Source organism: Variovorax sp. WS11 (genome assembly GCF_010499245.1).
Lineage (GTDB): Bacteria > Pseudomonadota > Gammaproteobacteria > Burkholderiales > Burkholderiaceae_C > Variovorax.
The window spans coordinates 128,502-143,722 of the sequence record NZ_JAAGOW010000003.1 but is presented as its reverse complement, the minus strand read 5'-3'; the positions used below and the strand labels follow the sequence as shown (position 1 = coordinate 143,722).

Annotated in this window: 14 protein-coding genes; 7 read left to right on the top strand and 7 right to left on the bottom strand. The window is 69.5% G+C overall.

The window, feature by feature from the left end; all coding sequences use genetic code 11:
• Window position 1: 1 nt before the first annotated feature.
• The 4 genes from GXN78_RS26425 (at window position 2) to GXN78_RS26410 (ending at window position 5,509) form a co-directional block, all read left to right on the top strand.
• Window positions 2-1,156 carry an efflux RND transporter periplasmic adaptor subunit gene (locus GXN78_RS26425; protein ID WP_106558337.1) on the top strand — a complete coding sequence of 385 codons (1,155 nt, stop codon included), beginning with the start codon at window positions 2-4 and terminating at the stop codon, window positions 1,154-1,156.
• A gap of 31 nt (window positions 1,157-1,187) precedes the next feature.
• Entirely contained in the window at window positions 1,188-4,319 is a 3,132-nt protein-coding gene (locus GXN78_RS26420) for an efflux RND transporter permease subunit (protein WP_106558336.1), read from the top strand.
• A 98-nt stretch (window positions 4,320-4,417) separates the two neighbouring features.
• Window positions 4,418-4,771, top strand: a complete 354-nt coding sequence (locus tag GXN78_RS26415; protein WP_106558335.1) for a hypothetical protein — start codon at window positions 4,418-4,420, stop codon at window positions 4,769-4,771.
• Window positions 4,772-4,864: 93 nt separating this feature from the next.
• The gene (locus GXN78_RS26410; RefSeq protein WP_106558334.1) at window positions 4,865-5,509 is read left to right on the top strand and encodes a glutathione S-transferase family protein; all 645 of its coding nucleotides are present in this window, start codon (window positions 4,865-4,867) and stop codon (window positions 5,507-5,509) included.
• A 10-nt stretch (window positions 5,510-5,519) separates the two neighbouring features.
• Here GXN78_RS26410 and GXN78_RS26405 read toward each other — a convergent pair whose 3' ends face one another.
• Window positions 5,520-6,800 carry an erythromycin esterase family protein gene (locus GXN78_RS26405; protein WP_106558333.1) on the bottom strand — a complete coding sequence of 427 codons (1,281 nt, stop codon included), beginning with the start codon at window positions 6,798-6,800 and terminating at the stop codon, window positions 5,520-5,522.
• Between the two features lie 154 nt (window positions 6,801-6,954).
• Between GXN78_RS26405 and GXN78_RS26400 the strand changes: the two genes are divergently transcribed.
• Window positions 6,955-8,280, top strand: a complete 1,326-nt coding sequence (locus tag GXN78_RS26400; protein WP_164255356.1) for an IS1182 family transposase — start codon at window positions 6,955-6,957, stop codon at window positions 8,278-8,280.
• Window positions 8,281-8,513: 233 nt separating this feature from the next.
• On the opposite strand, the gene GXN78_RS26395 is transcribed toward GXN78_RS26400, so the two are convergent.
• A complete protein-coding gene (locus GXN78_RS26395; protein ID WP_106558728.1) occupies window positions 8,514-8,753 on the bottom strand; it encodes a hypothetical protein in 240 nt (79 codons plus the stop codon).
• A gap of 143 nt (window positions 8,754-8,896) precedes the next feature.
• Entirely contained in the window at window positions 8,897-9,970 is a 1,074-nt protein-coding gene (locus GXN78_RS42015) for an alpha/beta fold hydrolase (protein WP_181360618.1), read from the bottom strand.
• 123 nt (window positions 9,971-10,093) lie between these two features.
• Between GXN78_RS42015 and GXN78_RS26385 the strand changes: the two genes are divergently transcribed.
• Complete coding sequence (locus GXN78_RS26385) at window positions 10,094-10,753, top strand: trimeric intracellular cation channel family protein (protein ID WP_106558788.1); 660 nt, start codon at window positions 10,094-10,096, stop codon at window positions 10,751-10,753.
• A gap of 14 nt (window positions 10,754-10,767) precedes the next feature.
• Here GXN78_RS26385 and GXN78_RS26380 read toward each other — a convergent pair whose 3' ends face one another.
• Window positions 10,768-11,469 carry a Crp/Fnr family transcriptional regulator gene (locus GXN78_RS26380; RefSeq protein WP_106558730.1) on the bottom strand — a complete coding sequence of 234 codons (702 nt, stop codon included), beginning with the start codon at window positions 11,467-11,469 and terminating at the stop codon, window positions 10,768-10,770.
• Window positions 11,470-11,610: 141 nt separating this feature from the next.
• On the opposite strand from GXN78_RS26380, the gene GXN78_RS26375 reads away from it, so the two are divergent.
• On the top strand, window positions 11,611-12,060 hold the full coding sequence (locus GXN78_RS26375) for a hypothetical protein (RefSeq protein ID WP_164255779.1): 450 nt from the start codon (window positions 11,611-11,613) through the stop codon (window positions 12,058-12,060).
• A 29-nt stretch (window positions 12,061-12,089) separates the two neighbouring features.
• Here the strand turns inward: GXN78_RS26375 and GXN78_RS26370 are convergent, their stop codons facing one another.
• The 3 genes from GXN78_RS26370 to GXN78_RS26360 all read right to left on the bottom strand — a co-directional run bounded on the left by GXN78_RS26370 (window position 12,090) and on the right by GXN78_RS26360 (window position 15,211).
• Window positions 12,090-13,607 carry a tripartite tricarboxylate transporter permease gene (locus tag GXN78_RS26370; RefSeq protein WP_106558732.1) on the bottom strand — a complete coding sequence of 506 codons (1,518 nt, stop codon included), beginning with the start codon at window positions 13,605-13,607 and terminating at the stop codon, window positions 12,090-12,092.
• A 1-nt stretch (window position 13,608) separates the two neighbouring features.
• Window positions 13,609-14,166, bottom strand: coding sequence for a tripartite tricarboxylate transporter TctB family protein (locus GXN78_RS26365; protein ID WP_106558733.1), 558 nt, complete (start codon window positions 14,164-14,166; stop codon window positions 13,609-13,611).
• An 85-nt stretch (window positions 14,167-14,251) separates the two neighbouring features.
• The gene (locus GXN78_RS26360) at window positions 14,252-15,211 is read right to left on the bottom strand and encodes a tripartite tricarboxylate transporter substrate-binding protein (protein ID WP_106558734.1); all 960 of its coding nucleotides are present in this window, start codon (window positions 15,209-15,211) and stop codon (window positions 14,252-14,254) included.
• Window positions 15,212-15,221: the final 10 nt, after the last annotated feature.

The following is a 15,221-nucleotide window of genomic DNA, read 5'->3' as shown; positions in this document are numbered from 1 at the left end:
CATGACAAGAATGAAGCGTTCCACCCTCCTCATCATCGCGGCCGTGCTGGTGCTGCTGCTTGCGGCCGCCGCCTTCCTGTTCTCGCGCGGCAAGCCCCCGGAGCAAGGCGCCGCCAAGCCCAAGGAAGCCGCCGCCCAGCCCAGGCCCGCGCTGACCGTGACGGTGGCCAGGCCCGAGACCAGCGAGCTCACCATCACGCTGGCCGCCAACGGCAACGTCGCGGCCTGGCAGGAGGCCAGCGTCGGCTCCGAGTCCACCGGCCTGCGCCTGGCCGAAGTGCGCGTCAACGTGGGCGATGTAGTGAAGAAGGGCCAGGTGCTCGCCACCTTCTCGCCCGAGACGGTGCAGGCCGACATGGCCCAGGCCCGCGCCTCGCTGGCCGAAGCCAAGGCGACGGCCGCCGATGCGGCCGGCAACGCCGCGCGCGCCCGCACCCTGCAGGCCACCGGCGCCCTAAGCCAGCAGCAGATCAACCAGTACCAGACGGCCGAGCAGACCGCCAAGGCGCGCGTCGAGGCCGCCGAGGCCGTGCTGGCGGCGCAGCAGGTGCGCGGCCGCAACACGCAGGTGCTGGCGCCCGACGACGGCGTGATCTCCTCGCGCACCGCGACCGTGGGCAGCGTGCTCAGCGCCGGCACCGAGCTGTTCCGGCTGATCCGCCAGGGCCGCCTCGAATGGCGCGCCGAGGTGACTTCGGCCGAGCTGGCTCGCGTCGCCGTCGGCACCCCCGCCGTGATCACCAGCGCCAGCGGCGCCCAGGTCAGCGGCAAGGTGCGCAGCATCGCGCCGACGGTGGACCCGCAGACGCGCAATGCCCTGGTCTACGTCGACATCCCGGGCGTGCAGCAAACGAGCGCCGTCAAGGCCGGCATGTTCGCCCGCGGCGAGTTCCAGCTCGGCCGCAGCGGCGCCTTGACCGTGCCGCTGGCGGCCGTGGTGCCGCGCGACGGCTTCAACCACCTGCTCGTGCTGCAGCCCGACAGCCGCGTCGCCCAGTTGAAGGTCGAAACCGGCCGCCGCGTGGGCGACCGCATCGAGATCATGACCAAGCTGCCGGAAGACGCGCGCATCGTGGTCCAGGGCGCCGGCTTCCTGAACGACGGCGACCTGGTGCGGGTGGTGGATGCGCTGCCTGCGAAGCGGAGCGCGCCGTGAGTCATCTCCGATCCGAAGCGAGCCCACTGCCATGAACGTTTCCGCCTGGTCCATCCGCAACCCCATCCCGGCGGTGATGCTGTTCGTGCTGCTCACCTTCGCCGGCCTGCTGTCCTTCAACGCGATGAAGGTGCAGAACTTCCCCGACATCGACCTGCCCACGGTCACGGTCTCGGTCGCACTGCCGGGCGCGGCGCCCTCGCAGCTCGAGAACGACGTGGCGCGCAAGATCGAGAACTCGATCGCCACCGTCCAGGGCCTCAAGCACATCACGACCAAGGTGCAGGACGGCGCGGCGACGATGATCGTCGAGTTCCGGCTCGAGAAACCGGTGCAGGAGGCCGTCGACGACGTCCGCTCGGCGGTGACGCGCGTGCGCGCCGACCTGCCGGCCGACGTGCGCGACCCGGTGATCAACAAGCTGGACTTCGCGGCCCAGCCCGTGCTGGCCTTCACCATCGCCTCTTCGCGCATGGACCCGGAGGCGCTCAGCTGGTTCGTCGACGACACCGTGACCAAGAGGCTGTTGGCCATCAGCGGCGTGGGCGCGGTCAACCGAGTGGGCGGCGCCACGCGCCAGGTCCACGTCGATCTCGATCCGGGCCGGCTGCAGTCGCTGGGCGCGACCGCGGCCGATATCTCGCGCCAGCTGCGCCAGGTGCAGACCGAGAGCGCCGGCGGGCGCACCGACCTGGGCGGCAGCGAGCAGCCGGTGCGCACGCTGGCCACCGTGCGCTCGGCCGAGGAACTCCGCGACATGCAGATCCCGCTGTCCGACGGCCGCAGCATCCGGCTCGACCAGGTGGCGCGCGTCTCCGACACCATCGCCGAGCCGCGCGCTGCGGCCCTGCTCGACGGCAAGCCGGTGGTCGGCTTCGAGGTCGCACGCAGCCGCGGCGCCAGCGAGGTGGAAGTGGGCGCCGCGGTGCAAAAGACATTGAGGGAACTGCGCGCCCAGCACCCCGACATCCAGCTCACCGAAGCCTTCAACTTCGTCGAGCCGGTGCAGGAGGAATACGACGGCTCGCTGCACCTGCTCTACGAAGGCGCACTGCTCGCCGTGCTGGTGGTGTGGCTGTTCCTGCGCGACTGGCGCGCCACCTTCGTCTCGGCCGTCGCACTGCCGATGTCGGCCATCCCGGCCTTCGTCGGCATGTACCTGCTGGGCTTCTCGATCAACGTGGTCACGCTGCTGGCGCTGTCGCTGGTGGTGGGCATCCTGGTGGACGACGCGATCGTCGAGGTCGAGAACATCGTCCGCCACCTGCGCATGGGCAAGTCGCCCTACCAGGCGGCGATGGAGGCGGCCGACGAGATCGGCCTGGCGGTGATCGCCACCACCTTCACGCTGATTGCGGTGTTCCTGCCCACCGCCTTCATGAGCGGTGTGGCCGGCAAGTTCTTCAAGCAGTTCGGCTGGACCGCCTCGCTCGCGGTGTTTGCATCGCTGGTGGTGGCGCGGGTGCTCACGCCGATGATGGCGGCCTACATCCTGAAGCCGCTGGTCGGCGCCGAGAAGGAGCCGCGCTGGCTCAGCTTCTACATGCGCCTGGCCGAGCGCAGCCTGCGGCACCGCTTCACCACCATGGTGCTGGCCACCCTCTTCTTCTTCGGCTCGATCGCGCTGATCCCGTTGCTCAAGACCGGCTTCATCCCGGCCGACGACAACTCGCAGACGCAGGTCTACCTCTCGCTGCCGCCGGGCGCGACGCTGGCCCAGACGCTGGCCATGGCCGAGGAGACGCGCCAGCGCGTGATGGCCGTCGAGCATGTGAAGAGCGCCTACACCACCGTGGGCGGCGGCAGCGCGGGCGGCGACCCCTTCGCCAGCTTCGGCACGCCGGAGACGCGCAAGGCCACGCTGACCATCCAGCTCGCGCCGCGCGGCGACCGGCCGCGCAAGCAGGGCATCGAGAACAACATCCGCAAGGCGCTCGAGACCCTGCCCGGCGTTCGCACCACGGTCGGCCTGGGCGGCTCGGGCGAGAAGTACATCCTGGTGCTGACCGGCGAGGAGCCCACCGCACTCACGGCCGCGGCGCGCGCGGTCGAGAAAGACCTGCGCACCATCCCCGGCCTGGGCAACATCACCTCCACCGCCAGCCTGATCCGGCCCGAGATCGCGGTGCGGCCCGACTTCGCGCGCGCCGCCGACCTGGGCGTCACCAGCTCGGCCATCGCCGAGACCCTGCGCGTGGCCACGCTGGGCGACTACGACCAGGCGCTGCCCAAGCTCAACCTGGCGCAGCGCCAGGTGCCGATCGTGGTCAAGCTGGAGGATTCGGCGCGGCAGGACCTGTCGCTGCTGGAACGCCTGACCGTCCCCGGCGCGCGCGGCCCGGTGATGCTGAGCCAGGTTGCCAAGCTCACGATGGAGGGCGGCCCGGCCGTGATCGATCGCTACGACCGCTCGCGCAACGTCAACTTCGAGATCGAGCTCTCCGGCGTGGGCCTGGGCGATGCCAAGACGGCGGTGGAGGCCCTGCCCTCCGTGCGCAACCTGCCGCCCGGCGTACGCGTGGCCGAGGTGGGCGACGCCGAGATGATGGGCGAGCTGTTCGCCAGCTTCGGCCTGGCGATGCTGACCGGCGTGCTGTGCATCTACATCGTGCTGGTGCTGCTGTTCAAGGACTTCCTGCACCCGGTCACCATCCTGTGCGCATTGCCGCTGGCGCTGGGCGGGGCCTTCATCGGCCTGCTGCTGGGGCAGCAGGCGCTGTCGATGCCCTCGATGATCGGCTTCATCATGCTGATGGGCGTGGCCACGAAGAACTCGATTCTGCTGGCGGAGTACGCCATCGTGGCGCGCCGCGACCATGGGATGACCCGTTGGGAAGCCCTGCGCGACGCCTGCCACAAGCGCGCGCGGCCCATCATCATGACCACGCTGGCCATGGGCGCGGGCATGGCGCCCATCGCCTTCGGCCTGAGCGCGGCCGATTCCAGCTTCCGCGCGCCGATGGCGATGGCGGTGATCGGCGGGCTGATCACCTCCACCGTGCTGAGCCTCTTGGTGGTGCCGGCCGTGTTCACCTACGTGGACGACATCGAGCACTGGCTGCACCGGATGGTGGCGCGTATCCGCGGGCGTCAGCCCGATCCGGCCGATGCGCCGGAAGGGGCGCCGCCGCTGCATCGCGGGGAACAGCCGGCGGCGAACTGAGGCCGGCCGGGCGCGCGCTGCGCCTACCCGCACTCGCTGCGCGCTCGCACAGCGCGGCGGCGCGCGCGGTGCGATGCTGCACGGGACTGGAGAAGCTCATGAAGCGATTTCTTCCCCTCCTCTGCGCCGGACTGGCAACGGCCTTGAGCGCATCCGCCCAGCCCGCACGCGACGCGCTGCAGCAACGCTACGAGCGCGAGATCGCCGCCTGCAACAACGGCAGCCTGGCGGCGCCGGCCCGCGAGGCCTGCATCCGCGCCGCCGGCAATGCGCTCGATCGGGCCCGCGGCGGACCGCCCGCCGAGGTGCCGCAATCCTCTGCCGACGGCCGCGCCACCATCGTGGCGCCAGCCGGCACCACGCCGCCATCCAGCGGCTCGGACGCCATCACCTCACGCGACGGGCGCGCCACCATCGTGCTGCCGGCCGATCGGGCTCCGCCGCAGCGTTAGGGTCCCGCCCAGCCTCTCCCAAGGGGGAGACGGAGCCATATCGGCATGGCGGTATTCTTCGCAGCAGCGCAGCTTCAACGAGGAAACGTCACCATGCTCAAGGTCTACGGCTTTTCGAAGGTCAACGCTGGCGCGCGCGGCCACACCCGCGACCTGCGCGTGCTGTGGGCGCTCGAAGAGATGCAACTGCCGTTCGAGCTGGCCGGCATGGACCACCCCGCACACGACCTGAACACCGAAGCCTATCGCCGGCTCAGCCCCTTCGAACAGATCCCGTCGATCGACGACGACGGGTTGCTGCTGTCCGAATCCGCCGCCATCCTCGTCCACCTGGCGAAGAAGTCCGGCCGCCTGATGCCCGGCGACCCCGCCGGCGAGGCGCAGGTGATGCGTTGGTGCTTCGCCGCGATGAACTCGGTCGAGCTGCCGCTGATGAGCCTGCTGGTGCTCGACTGGACGGCGGATGGCAGCTGCGGCAAGCACCGCGAGTTCCTGGTCGGCTGGGCAAATCGGATGCTGGGGAACCTGGAGCGCTGGTTCGCTGGCCGCGACTTCGTCGCGACAGAGGCTTTCACCGTCGCCGACATCCTGATGGCGCACGTGCTCTCTGCGGGCATCAAGGACGAGGGACTGATCAAGCCCTATCCGGGAGTCGTGTCGTATCGGGATCGGTGCCTGGCTCGGCCCGCGTGGAAGCGGACCATCGAGGCGTACTGCGCGCGGGTCGAGGCGGGATAGGTCGCACGCCCTAGTCCAACGGCTCCAGCGCCGAGCTGTGATCCAGGTGAACCAGCGCATCGAACTGTTCGCCCACGCGCGCATGGAAGTAGTGGCTCTGCCGCTCCGTCGCCGGCGCATAGATCACGCCGATGGCGCGCTGCAACCGCGCGTGCGCCAGCGCCTCGGCGAGCACTTCGTTGTTGCGCAGGATCAGGGCGAAGCGCCCGAGCCCGGCCTCCTGCAGCAGCGCCTCGATGCTGCCCGCCAGCGGCGGATTGACGCGCTTGCGCTCCGCTTCCCCGTCCCAGGCCGATGCAGCCGTGACTTCGCCGGCGGCAGTGGTGAAGCCGACGTTGAAGCACTGCGCCCCGTAGCGCTCGCGCATGAGCTGGCCCACGTTGAGCTCGCCGATTTCCGCCATCTCCGTGGCGCGCGCATCGCCCAGGTGCGAGTTGTGGGCCCATACGGCGATGCGCGCGGGCCGGGATCGCTGGGCACTCAAATGCGCGTCCAGCGCCTCCAGCGTCTGCGCCATGTGGCGGTCGCGCAGGTTCCATGAGGCCACGCGGCCCTTGAACATGGTGCGGTAGTAGTGCTCGGCGTTGCGCACCAGCCGCGCGTTCTGTTCGGCATGGAAATGCACGTCCGCGCCGGCGGGGTCGGCCCTCTTCTCGAGCAGCTCCCTCAACTGCGCCACTGCGGCCTCCTCGCAGCTCGCGCCCAGGTCGAAGGCGGCGGCGTGGCCGTAGGCCTGCGTGTCCTCGCCGAAATGATCGAAGCAGCCGTAGCGGTAGCGCGCCCGCCGCGCGGCTTCCGGATCGACCCGGTCCAGGTAGTCGAGCACCGAGGCGATGGAGGTATAGAGACTGTAGAGATCGATGCCATAGAAGCCGACCCGCTCCCCGATCGGCTTCTTCTGGTTCGAGGCGCGCAGCCAGTCCACGAACTCGCGCACCGGCTGGTTGCGCCACATCCACGCCGGAAAGCGCCGGAAATCGCCGAGCGCCTGCAGCGCACTCGAATCGCCGGACGCACCACGCACGAAGCGATCGACCCGCAGGGCGTCGGGCCAGTCTGCCTCGACCGCGACGGCGTCGAAAGCCTTGTCCTCGATCAGCCGCTTCGTGATCGCCGCACGCTCGCGGTAGAAGTCATCGGTGCCATGCGAAGCCTCCCCCAGCAGCACGAAGCGCGCGTCCGCGATGGCGAAGAGCAGCGCCGAATGGCAATGCGGCGAGACATCGAGCGGGCATGCCGCGGCACGGATCGCACGGACCGCATGATCGTCGTCGGGCCGGGCGCCGCGCATGGCGTGTCAGGGGCTCAGCCCTGCTGCTTGGCCTTGACGTCATCGCGTGGGTACATATGCCATCTCCTGCGTCGAAATGAAGTGGAGACCACAGGCTAGGAGCCTGCGCGGCAGAAGCGTGACGAGCGCGCAGATGCTTGATAGATTTGGGCGCATGCCCATCAGCTACCTGCCCTACGAGCCTCAGCAGCAAAGACTGCTTCCTGACGCACTTCAAGACTGGCTGCCCGAAGGGCACCTGGCGTACTTCATCAGCGACAGCGTCGACAGCCTGGATCTGAGCGCCTTCCATGCGCGATACGCCAAGGGTGGGCCGCGCAATCAGCCGTTCCACCCGGCCATGATGGTTAAGGTGCTGATCTACGGCTATGCCACCGGCACCTTCAGTTCGCGCAAGCTCGCGGCCAAGCTGCACGAAGACGTTGCGCTGCGGGTGTTGGCTGCAGAGAACTACCCGGCGCACCGCACGCTCTCGGACTTCCGGGCACTGCACCTGGAGGAACTGGCGGCGTTGTTCGTGCAGGTGGTGCGCCTGGCGCGCGAGTGCGGCCTGGTCAAGCTGGGCACCGTGGCGGTGGACGGCACCAAGCTCAAGGCCAACGCGAGCCGCCACAAGGCCATGAGCTATGACAGGATGGTCAAGGCCGAGGGCGAACTCAAGGCGCAGATCGATGGCTTGCTCAACCGAGCGTGTGCCGCCGACGACCTGGAGAAGAACGAACCCGACCTGGACATCCCCGGGGAGATCAAGCGCCGTGAGGACCGGCTCAAGGCGATCACCGAGGCCAAGCTGCGCCTGGAGCAACGCCAGCGCGAGGCCGATGCGGCCCGCGGGCGCAGCGCCGACGACGAGCGCAAACCCCGCGACAAGGACGGCAAGCCCAAGGGCGGGCGCTACAAGCGCGACTTCGGTGTTCCCAAGGACAGCGCCCAGGAGAGCTTCACCGACACGGACAGTCGGATCATGAAACGCTCAGGTGGCGGCTACGACTACGGCTACAACGCCCACACCGCGGTGGACGAGGCCGCGCAACTCGTGGTGGCCGCGGAACTGAGCAACAACGCCGCCGACAGTGACCGCCTGCCGGTGCTGTTGGCGGCGGTGAAGGCCAACCTGGGCGAGGACGCCCGACAGGTGCTGGCGGATGCGGGATTCCGCTCGGAGGCCGTGTTCGAGCAGCTCAAGGACAGCCCGAGCGAGCTGATCGTGGCATTGGGCCGAGAGGGCAAGCAGGCGCTGGACATCGACGCCGAACAATACCCGCGCACTGCAGCGATGGATGCCAGGCTGAAGACGCCACCAGGCCAAGCGGCCTACCGCAAGAGGAAGTGGATCGTGGAGGCGCCCAACGGGTGGATCAAGAGCGTGCTGGGCTTCCGGCAGTTCAGCCTGCGGGGATTGAACAAGGTCAAGGCCGAGTTCAAGCTCGTGTGCCTGGCGCTGAACCTGCGGCGCATGAGCACCTTGATGGTCAGATAAGGTCCACAGTGGGGGCACACGCGTGCCCCTCGCCTCCGGCAGGCCAAATAGACCCTGTCCGGGAGCTTCAGGAACAGCCAAGGCGCAGCGCCAACCCTTCCTCGCCGTGCACGAACTCAACGCGGGGCTCACCTCCGCGCAGAAAAACTTCTGCCGCGCGGACTCCTAGGCTTGCACTTGCGCCACGGTGTCGGACCGTGCCGGTCGCTTCGTAGGAATGCAGCGCGCTGCGCTCAGCCGCGCTGCACCGGACGGATTCCCAGGCTCGCAGCATCGGGCAGCACGGGCTCGTGCACGACCCTCACGCGGCCGGACGCGCATGCCTGGAAGTAGACGCGCTCCGAGCGGCGCAGCCCGACGCCGCGCAGCACGTCGGCCATGTCCGAGCGGATGCGCTCGGCGTTCTCGGTGCGGCGGGCGGCGTCGCGAAGGGTGGCGGCGCCGTTGGACGACACGCTCTGGACGGAAGACATGCGAGGCTCCTTCGACGGGTTGAGGGGGAGCTTCCATTCTTCGCAGGCATGCCGCGCCCGGCCATGAGGCCACGGTCCCGGAACGCCGGGCACGGCGGGCGTTTGCCGCGATCCGGCCGGGACCACGGTCCGGGGTGGGGCCTTCAGGCGCCGCGGCCCAGTCCGGCCTCGCGTGCCCGCACGATCGCCTGCGGCCGGTTCTCGACCTGGAGCTTGGCGAACACGCTGGTGATGTGGTTGCGCACCGTCTTCTCGCTGAGCTGCAGCGCCGCCGCCACCTGCGCGTTGTCGCGGCCCTGGGCGATAAGCTCCAGCACCTCGCGCTCGCGCGCGGTCAGGCCGGCCAGCACCGGGTCCGGCGCGCTCCCGTCCGCGCCGGCCAGGAAGCTGCGCACCTCCTCCACCCAGCGTGGCCAGACCTCGTCCTGCCGGAGCACCAGATGGTGCGCGCTGTGCAGCGGCACGAAGCGCGCCTGCGCGATGCCGCCGGCGATGATCCGCCCCTCGTCGAAGGGCACCCGCAGGTCGCCGGTGGAATGCAGCACCAGGGTCGGGCATTGCACCTCGGGCAGCAGCGCGGAGACGTCGATGCGGTCGAACTCGCGCAGCATGCGCGCCGCGTTCTGCGGCGAAGTCGAGACATGCGCCAGCTCGTTGAACCAGCGGTGCTGCTCGGGCGTGCCTTCCGGCAGGAACTGGCTGGTGAAGAACTGGCGAAAGGCCGGGTCCGAGCGGCCCCAGCCGATCTCCATCAGCTTGGCCTGGGTCTCGGACTCGTCGTCCAGCGCCTGGCCGCCGCCGCGCATCCGGCGCCCGCGCGCGTAGCCGCCCTGGAGCACCAGATGGCTCACCCGCTCGGGGTGGCGGGCAGCGTAGGCGATGGCCAGGCTCACGCCCTGGGAGATCGCCAGCATCGGGAAGCGCACGAGCCCGGCGGCGTCGGCCACCGTTTCCATGTCCTTCAGCCAGATCTCGAAGGACATCTGCTCGATCTCGCGGTCCGACAGGCCGGTTCCGCGCTGGTCGTAGCGCACCAGGGTGTGGGTTTCGCACAGCGCCTCCAGCACATGGCCCCAGACCGGGCTGGTGAGGTCGAACTCCATGTGCGACAGCCAGTTGCCGACCTTGAACAGCGGCGGCCCCCGGCCCGCCGTCGCATAGGCGATGCGGACACCGTCGGGCGCGGTGCAGTAGCGGATCTGCTGCTTCAGCGGCATGGCGTCGGTCAGTGGACGACTGGGGCGCGGTGGCTGCGCGCGACGCCGATCGTGCCATGGCGCACGGAGCCTGTCAGCGGCGAACTACCATCGACACACCTTGTTTCGCCGTTGTTGCCCACCATGTCGAGCCTGCCGCTGTCCCAGGTGCTGTCCCTGTCCAACGCCCAGATCGCGATCGAGGCGGCGGCCACGCTGGCGTTCGCGCTCTCGGGGCTGATCGAGGCGGCGCGCAAGCGCCTGGACGCGGTCGGCGTCTGCGTGGTGGCCGGCCTCGCGGCCTTCGGCGGCGGCACGCTGCGCGACGTGCTGCTGGACCGCCGTCCCTTCTTCTGGGTCCAGCATGCGGCCTGGCTCTGGGTGCTGCTCGCGCTGTGCGTGGGCGCCATGTTCTTCATGCGCACGCGCCATTTCGCGCTGACCGAGCGCGCCATGCAGTGGCCCGATGCACTGGGCCTGGGTCTGTTCACCGCCGGTGGCACCCAGATCGCGATCGATGCCACCATGCCGCCCATCGTCGCGGTCTTCATGGGCATGGTGACGGCGGTGTGCGGCGGCGTGCTGCGCGACATCGTCTGCAACGAGATCCCGCGCGCCTTCAGCGACCACCGGCCCTATGCGCTGTGCGCCTTCGCGGGGGCCTGGCTGGTGGTGCTGGCCCATGCGCTGGCGATGCCGCAATGGCTGGGGCTGGTGGCGGCGGCGGGCTGCGTCACCCTGCTGCGGGCCCTGGCGATGCTGACGGGCTGGAAGCTGCCGGCCTGGCGGGCCGATGGCGAATAGGCTGCGGCGGCGCGCTAGGCGCCGCGCACCTCCTCGACCATTCGCACGAGCCGCTGCGCGTCGGTCAGCACCAGCGCCCGGCCGTCCTTGGCCAGCAGCCCCCCGCGTCGCAGGGCGTTGAGCTCGCGCGTCACCTGCTCGCGGTTGGTGCTGATCTGATTGGCCAGTTCGGCGTGGGTCGGCGCCGGCTCCAGGCGCGCCCGGTTGCCGGCGATGCCCGCGGCCTGCGCCAGGCGCAGCAGCTCGGCGTGGACGCGGTTCTGCACGCCCAGCGTGCTGAGGTCGATGACGCGCTCGGACAGCTGGCGCACCAGCGCGGCCAGGCTGCGCATGACGCGCTCGGCGACCACCGGCTCGTCGCGCAGCAGCCCGAGAAAGGCGCCGCGGTCGAGACTCGCGACCACGCTGGGCACGAGCGTGACCACGTCGGCCGAGCGCGGCTGGCCGTCGATGGCGGCGATCTCGCCGAAATGCTCGCCCTCGAGCGAATCGCGGAAGGTGACCTGCCGGCCGTTGGCCGCGTAGATCGTCACCCGCAGCCGGCCCGAGACCAGGAAGAAGACATCGCTCTTGCGCTCGGAGCGCAGCAGCAGCGGCTTGCCCGCCGGCAGGGTCTGCCACAGGCAGCGCTGGGCGAGCTGATCCAGGCACTCGCGGGAGAGGCCCTCCAGCAGCGCGATGTGCTGCAAGGCCAGGCTGGAGCGGTCAGGCGGCATGGCTGAACTCCACCGTCGGCAGGACCCGCCGGTTGCAAAAACCTGTGCGCAAACGCACAGCCCCGAAGGCGGCGGCTCCTCACAGTACGTCTGTGATGGCTGCGATTCCCGCATGCCGCACACCCGAGGAGTGATTTCATCATGAATACAAAAGTTCTTGCTTTTTTTGCTGTCACATTCGCCGGTTTCGTGTCTGCCCAAACGGTTCCGCCCGAGCAATGGGTCGGCGCGCCGATCCCGGCCGTCAGCACCCTGAGCCGCTCGGCGGTGATGGGCGACTATCTGGCTTCGGCGCCCGCGGACGCGCGCACGCCGCAGGAGTTCCGAGTCGGCCCGCCCGATCCGCAGACCGGCGCATTGAGCCGCGCCGAGGCGGTGGCTGACCTGAACCTGTGGCTGCGCTCCGGCCTCGGCCAGAGCGCCTGGCGCGACGACTTCGATCCCATGCGTGGGAGCTATCGTGCGCAGGTGGCGATGTACCAGCGGCTGCGCCATGGCCCGGAGTTCACCGCGGAGGTCGCGCGCGTCCAGGGCACGGGCAGCGGATTCGCGACCACGGCGCAATCTGCTGCGCTCCCGGCCGACGAGTAAGGCCCAGGCCGCGCGCCGCGGCCGGCAGGTCAGCCGGCCGCGGCGCGCAACTGCTTTCTCTCGCCCATGTACTTGGCCAGGCGCGGAAGCACCAGCACCGCCAGGATGACCAGGATCAGCACCAGCGACATCGGGCGCTGGAAGAACACCGCCGCACTGCCCTCGCCGATCGACATCGCGTTGCGCAACTGTGCCTCGGCCAACGGGCCCAGGATCATGCCCACCACCACGGGGGCGGTCGGGAAGTCGAAGCGGCGCATCACCACGCCCAGCACGCCGATCACGAAGAGCAGCACCAGGTCGAAAGAGCTCTGGCGCATGCCATAGGCGCCCACGGTGGCGAAGATCAGGATGCCCGCGTAGAGCTGCGGCTTCGGAATCTTGAGCAGCTTGACCCACAGGCCCACCATCGGCAGGTTCAGCACCAGCAGCATCACGTTGCCGATGTAGAGCGAGGCGATCAGCGCCCACACCAGCGCGGCCGAGGTGGTGAAGAGCTGCGGTCCCGGCTGGATGCCGTAGTTCTGGAAGGCGCCCAGCAGGATGGCGGTGGTGTTGGAGGTCGGGATGCCCAGCGTGAGCAGCGGGATCAGCGCCGCCGTCACGGTGGCGTTGTTGGCGGCCTCGGGCCCGGCCACGCCTTCGATCGCGCCCTTGGTGCCGAACTCGGCCTTGTCCTGCGGGTCCTTCACCAGCTTCTTTTCAGTGGCGTAGCTCAGGAAGGTCGGGATCTCGGTGCCGCCGGCCGGAATGCAGCCGAAGGGCGTGCCGATGGCGGTGCCGCGCAGCCAGGCCGGCACCGAGCGGCGCCAGTCGCGCGCCGTCATGTGCACGCGGCTGAGCTTGTTCTGGCTCTCGACCACGCGGCCTTCGTACAGAACCGCATAGAGCACCTCGGCCACCGCGAACAGGCCGACCGCGACCAGCACGATCTCGATGCCGTCGAGCAGCTCGGGAATGCCGCCGGTATAGCGGCCCTGGCCGGAGATCTGGTCGAGGCCGATGCAGCCGGCGGCCAGGCCGATGAACAGCGCCGTGAGGCCGCGCAGCGTGCTCTTGCCGAGGACCGCGCTCACGGTGGTGAAGGCCAGCAGCATCAGCAGGAAATACTCGGGCGGCCCCAGCTTGACCGCGAACTCGGCCACGAAGGGCGCGAACAGCGTGACGATCACGGTGGCGATGCTGCCCGCCACGAAGGAGCCGATGGCGGCGGTCGCCAGCGCGGCGCCGGCGCGGCCGCTCTTGGCCATCTTGTTGCCCTCCATCGCCGTCACCATACTGGCCGTTTCGCCCGGCGTGTTCAGCAGGATGGAGGTGGTCGAGCCGCCGTACATGGCGCCGTAATAGATGCCCGAGAAGAAGATCATCGAGGCCGTGATGTCGACCTTGCCGGTGATCGGCAGCAGCATGGCGACCGCCACCGCGGGACCGATGCCGGGCAGGACGCCGACGGCCGTGCCGAGGGCGCAGCCCACCAGGCACCAGAGCAGGTTCGCGGGCGTGATCGCGGCGGCGAAGCCCTGCAGCAATGCGTTGAAGATATCCATGTCAGATCCACCCGGTGGCGGTGAGGCCCGGCAGGTTGATGGCCAGGAACTTGGTGAACATCCAGAAGACCGGTGCGGAGATCAGCAGGCCCGTCACGATGTCGATAAGCCAGGTGCGCGGCGAATTGACGCCGGCCTGCCCCTTCGAGCGCCGCAGCCCCTGGACCGCGAGCAGGTAGCACAGCGTGCAGCTCAGGATGAAGCCGATGGTGGTGATCAGCGCCGCGTTGAGCAGCAGGCCGGCCGAGACCCAGACCAGGCCGCTCCAGTAGGCGGGCTCGTCCGAGGGCGCATCCATCTGGCGGAAGCCGCCGGTGCGCGATTCCCAGACAATCCAGGCACCGCAGAGCGTGAGCGCCACCGACACCAGCCAGGGCAGGAAGTTGGGGCCGACGCCGCCGTAGCCCGCTTCCGACGAGATGCTGGTCGCGCCGTAGGCCAGGGCCAGGCCGGTGAGGAGAATGCCGGCGCCGACAAGCGTCTGCGGCCAGACCGCGTGCGGCCGCGATTCGGGCTCGAGCGGCACGTGCCCACTCGAAATGGGGTCGATGTTGGACATTGTTCTGGACCTCGCGTGTGATCGGGGAAAGAAGGGAGCGCGGCCCCGCGCCGCACCCCCGCACGCTCGCGCGACACCTGGCGCGTCAGACCATGCCGGACTTGACCATCGTCGCGCGCAGGCTCGCGAACTCCTCGTCCACGAACTTGGCGAAGGCGTCGCCCGACAGGACGGCGGGCGTCCAGTCGTTCTTCTTCATCGCATCGGCCCAGGTCGGCGTCTTCAGCGCGGCGAGCACCAGGTCCGTCAGCGCCTTGCGCTGTTCGGGGGTGATGCCGGGGGCGCCGTAGACGCCGCGCCAGTTGCCGATCTCGACGTCGATGCCCTGCTCCTTGAGCGTGGGCACGTTGATGCCCGGCAGGCGCTGCGCCGAGGTGACGGCGATTGCGCGCATCTTGCCGTCGGCGATGTACGGCGCGAACTCGCTGTAGCCGCTGCCGCCGACCGTGACGTTGCCGCCCAGGATGGCCGCGGTGGCCTCGCCGCCGCCGCGGAAGGCCACGTAGTTGATCTTGGAGGGATCGGCGCCGACCTTCTGCGCGATCATGGCCGCCGCGATGTGCTCGGTGGAGCCGCGCGAGCCGCCGCCCCACTTGACGCTGCCCGGGTCCTTCTTGAGCTGCTCGACGACGTCCTTCATGGTCTTCAGGGGCGAGCTGGCCGGCAGCACGAACACGTTGTATTCGCTGGTCAGGCGCGCCAGCGGCGTGGCCTGCGAGAGGTTCACCGGCGGCTTGCCGGTGATGATGCCGCCCAGCATCACGGCGCCCATCACCATCAGCGCATTCGGGTCACCCTTGGAGCCGTTGACGAACTGCGCCAGGCCCAGCGCGCCGGCGGCGCCGCCCTTGTTGTCGTAGGTGACCGTATCGGCCAGCTTGCCGTCGGTCATGGCCTTGCCGAGTGCACGGCCCGTGGTGTCCCAGCCACCGCCCGGATTGGCCGGGATCATCATCTTGACGTTGGGCGCGGCCCAGGCCGACAGCGGCAGGGCCCCGGTGGCGGCCAGCGCGGCCATGGATTTCAGGAAGGTATCTCGACGCATGCATGTCTCC

What these genes read in the sequence shown, in the direction of transcription:
- GXN78_RS26425 (WP_106558337.1), top strand. Translation starts at nt 2, where the DNA reads ATGACAAGAATGAAGCGTTCCACCCTCCTCATCATCGCGGCCGTGCTG.
- GXN78_RS26420 (WP_106558336.1), top strand. Translation starts at nt 1,188, where the DNA reads ATGAACGTTTCCGCCTGGTCCATCCGCAACCCCATCCCGGCGGTGATG.
- GXN78_RS26415 (WP_106558335.1), top strand. Translation starts at nt 4,418, where the DNA reads ATGAAGCGATTTCTTCCCCTCCTCTGCGCCGGACTGGCAACGGCCTTG.
- GXN78_RS26410 (WP_106558334.1), top strand. Translation starts at nt 4,865, where the DNA reads ATGCTCAAGGTCTACGGCTTTTCGAAGGTCAACGCTGGCGCGCGCGGC.
- GXN78_RS26405 (WP_106558333.1), bottom strand. Translation starts at nt 6,800, where the DNA reads ATGCGCGGCGCCCGGCCCGACGACGATCATGCGGTCCGTGCGATCCGT.
- GXN78_RS26400 (WP_164255356.1), top strand. Translation starts at nt 6,955, where the DNA reads ATGCCCATCAGCTACCTGCCCTACGAGCCTCAGCAGCAAAGACTGCTT.
- GXN78_RS26395 (WP_106558728.1), bottom strand. Translation starts at nt 8,753, where the DNA reads ATGTCTTCCGTCCAGAGCGTGTCGTCCAACGGCGCCGCCACCCTTCGC.
- GXN78_RS42015 (WP_181360618.1), bottom strand. Translation starts at nt 9,970, where the DNA reads ATGCCGCTGAAGCAGCAGATCCGCTACTGCACCGCGCCCGACGGTGTC.
- GXN78_RS26385 (WP_106558788.1), top strand. Translation starts at nt 10,094, where the DNA reads ATGTCGAGCCTGCCGCTGTCCCAGGTGCTGTCCCTGTCCAACGCCCAG.
- GXN78_RS26380 (WP_106558730.1), bottom strand. Translation starts at nt 11,469, where the DNA reads ATGCCGCCTGACCGCTCCAGCCTGGCCTTGCAGCACATCGCGCTGCTG.
- GXN78_RS26375 (WP_164255779.1), top strand. Translation starts at nt 11,611, where the DNA reads ATGAATACAAAAGTTCTTGCTTTTTTTGCTGTCACATTCGCCGGTTTC.
- GXN78_RS26370 (WP_106558732.1), bottom strand. Translation starts at nt 13,607, where the DNA reads ATGGATATCTTCAACGCATTGCTGCAGGGCTTCGCCGCCGCGATCACG.
- GXN78_RS26365 (WP_106558733.1), bottom strand. Translation starts at nt 14,166, where the DNA reads ATGTCCAACATCGACCCCATTTCGAGTGGGCACGTGCCGCTCGAGCCC.
- GXN78_RS26360 (WP_106558734.1), bottom strand. Translation starts at nt 15,211, where the DNA reads ATGCGTCGAGATACCTTCCTGAAATCCATGGCCGCGCTGGCCGCCACC.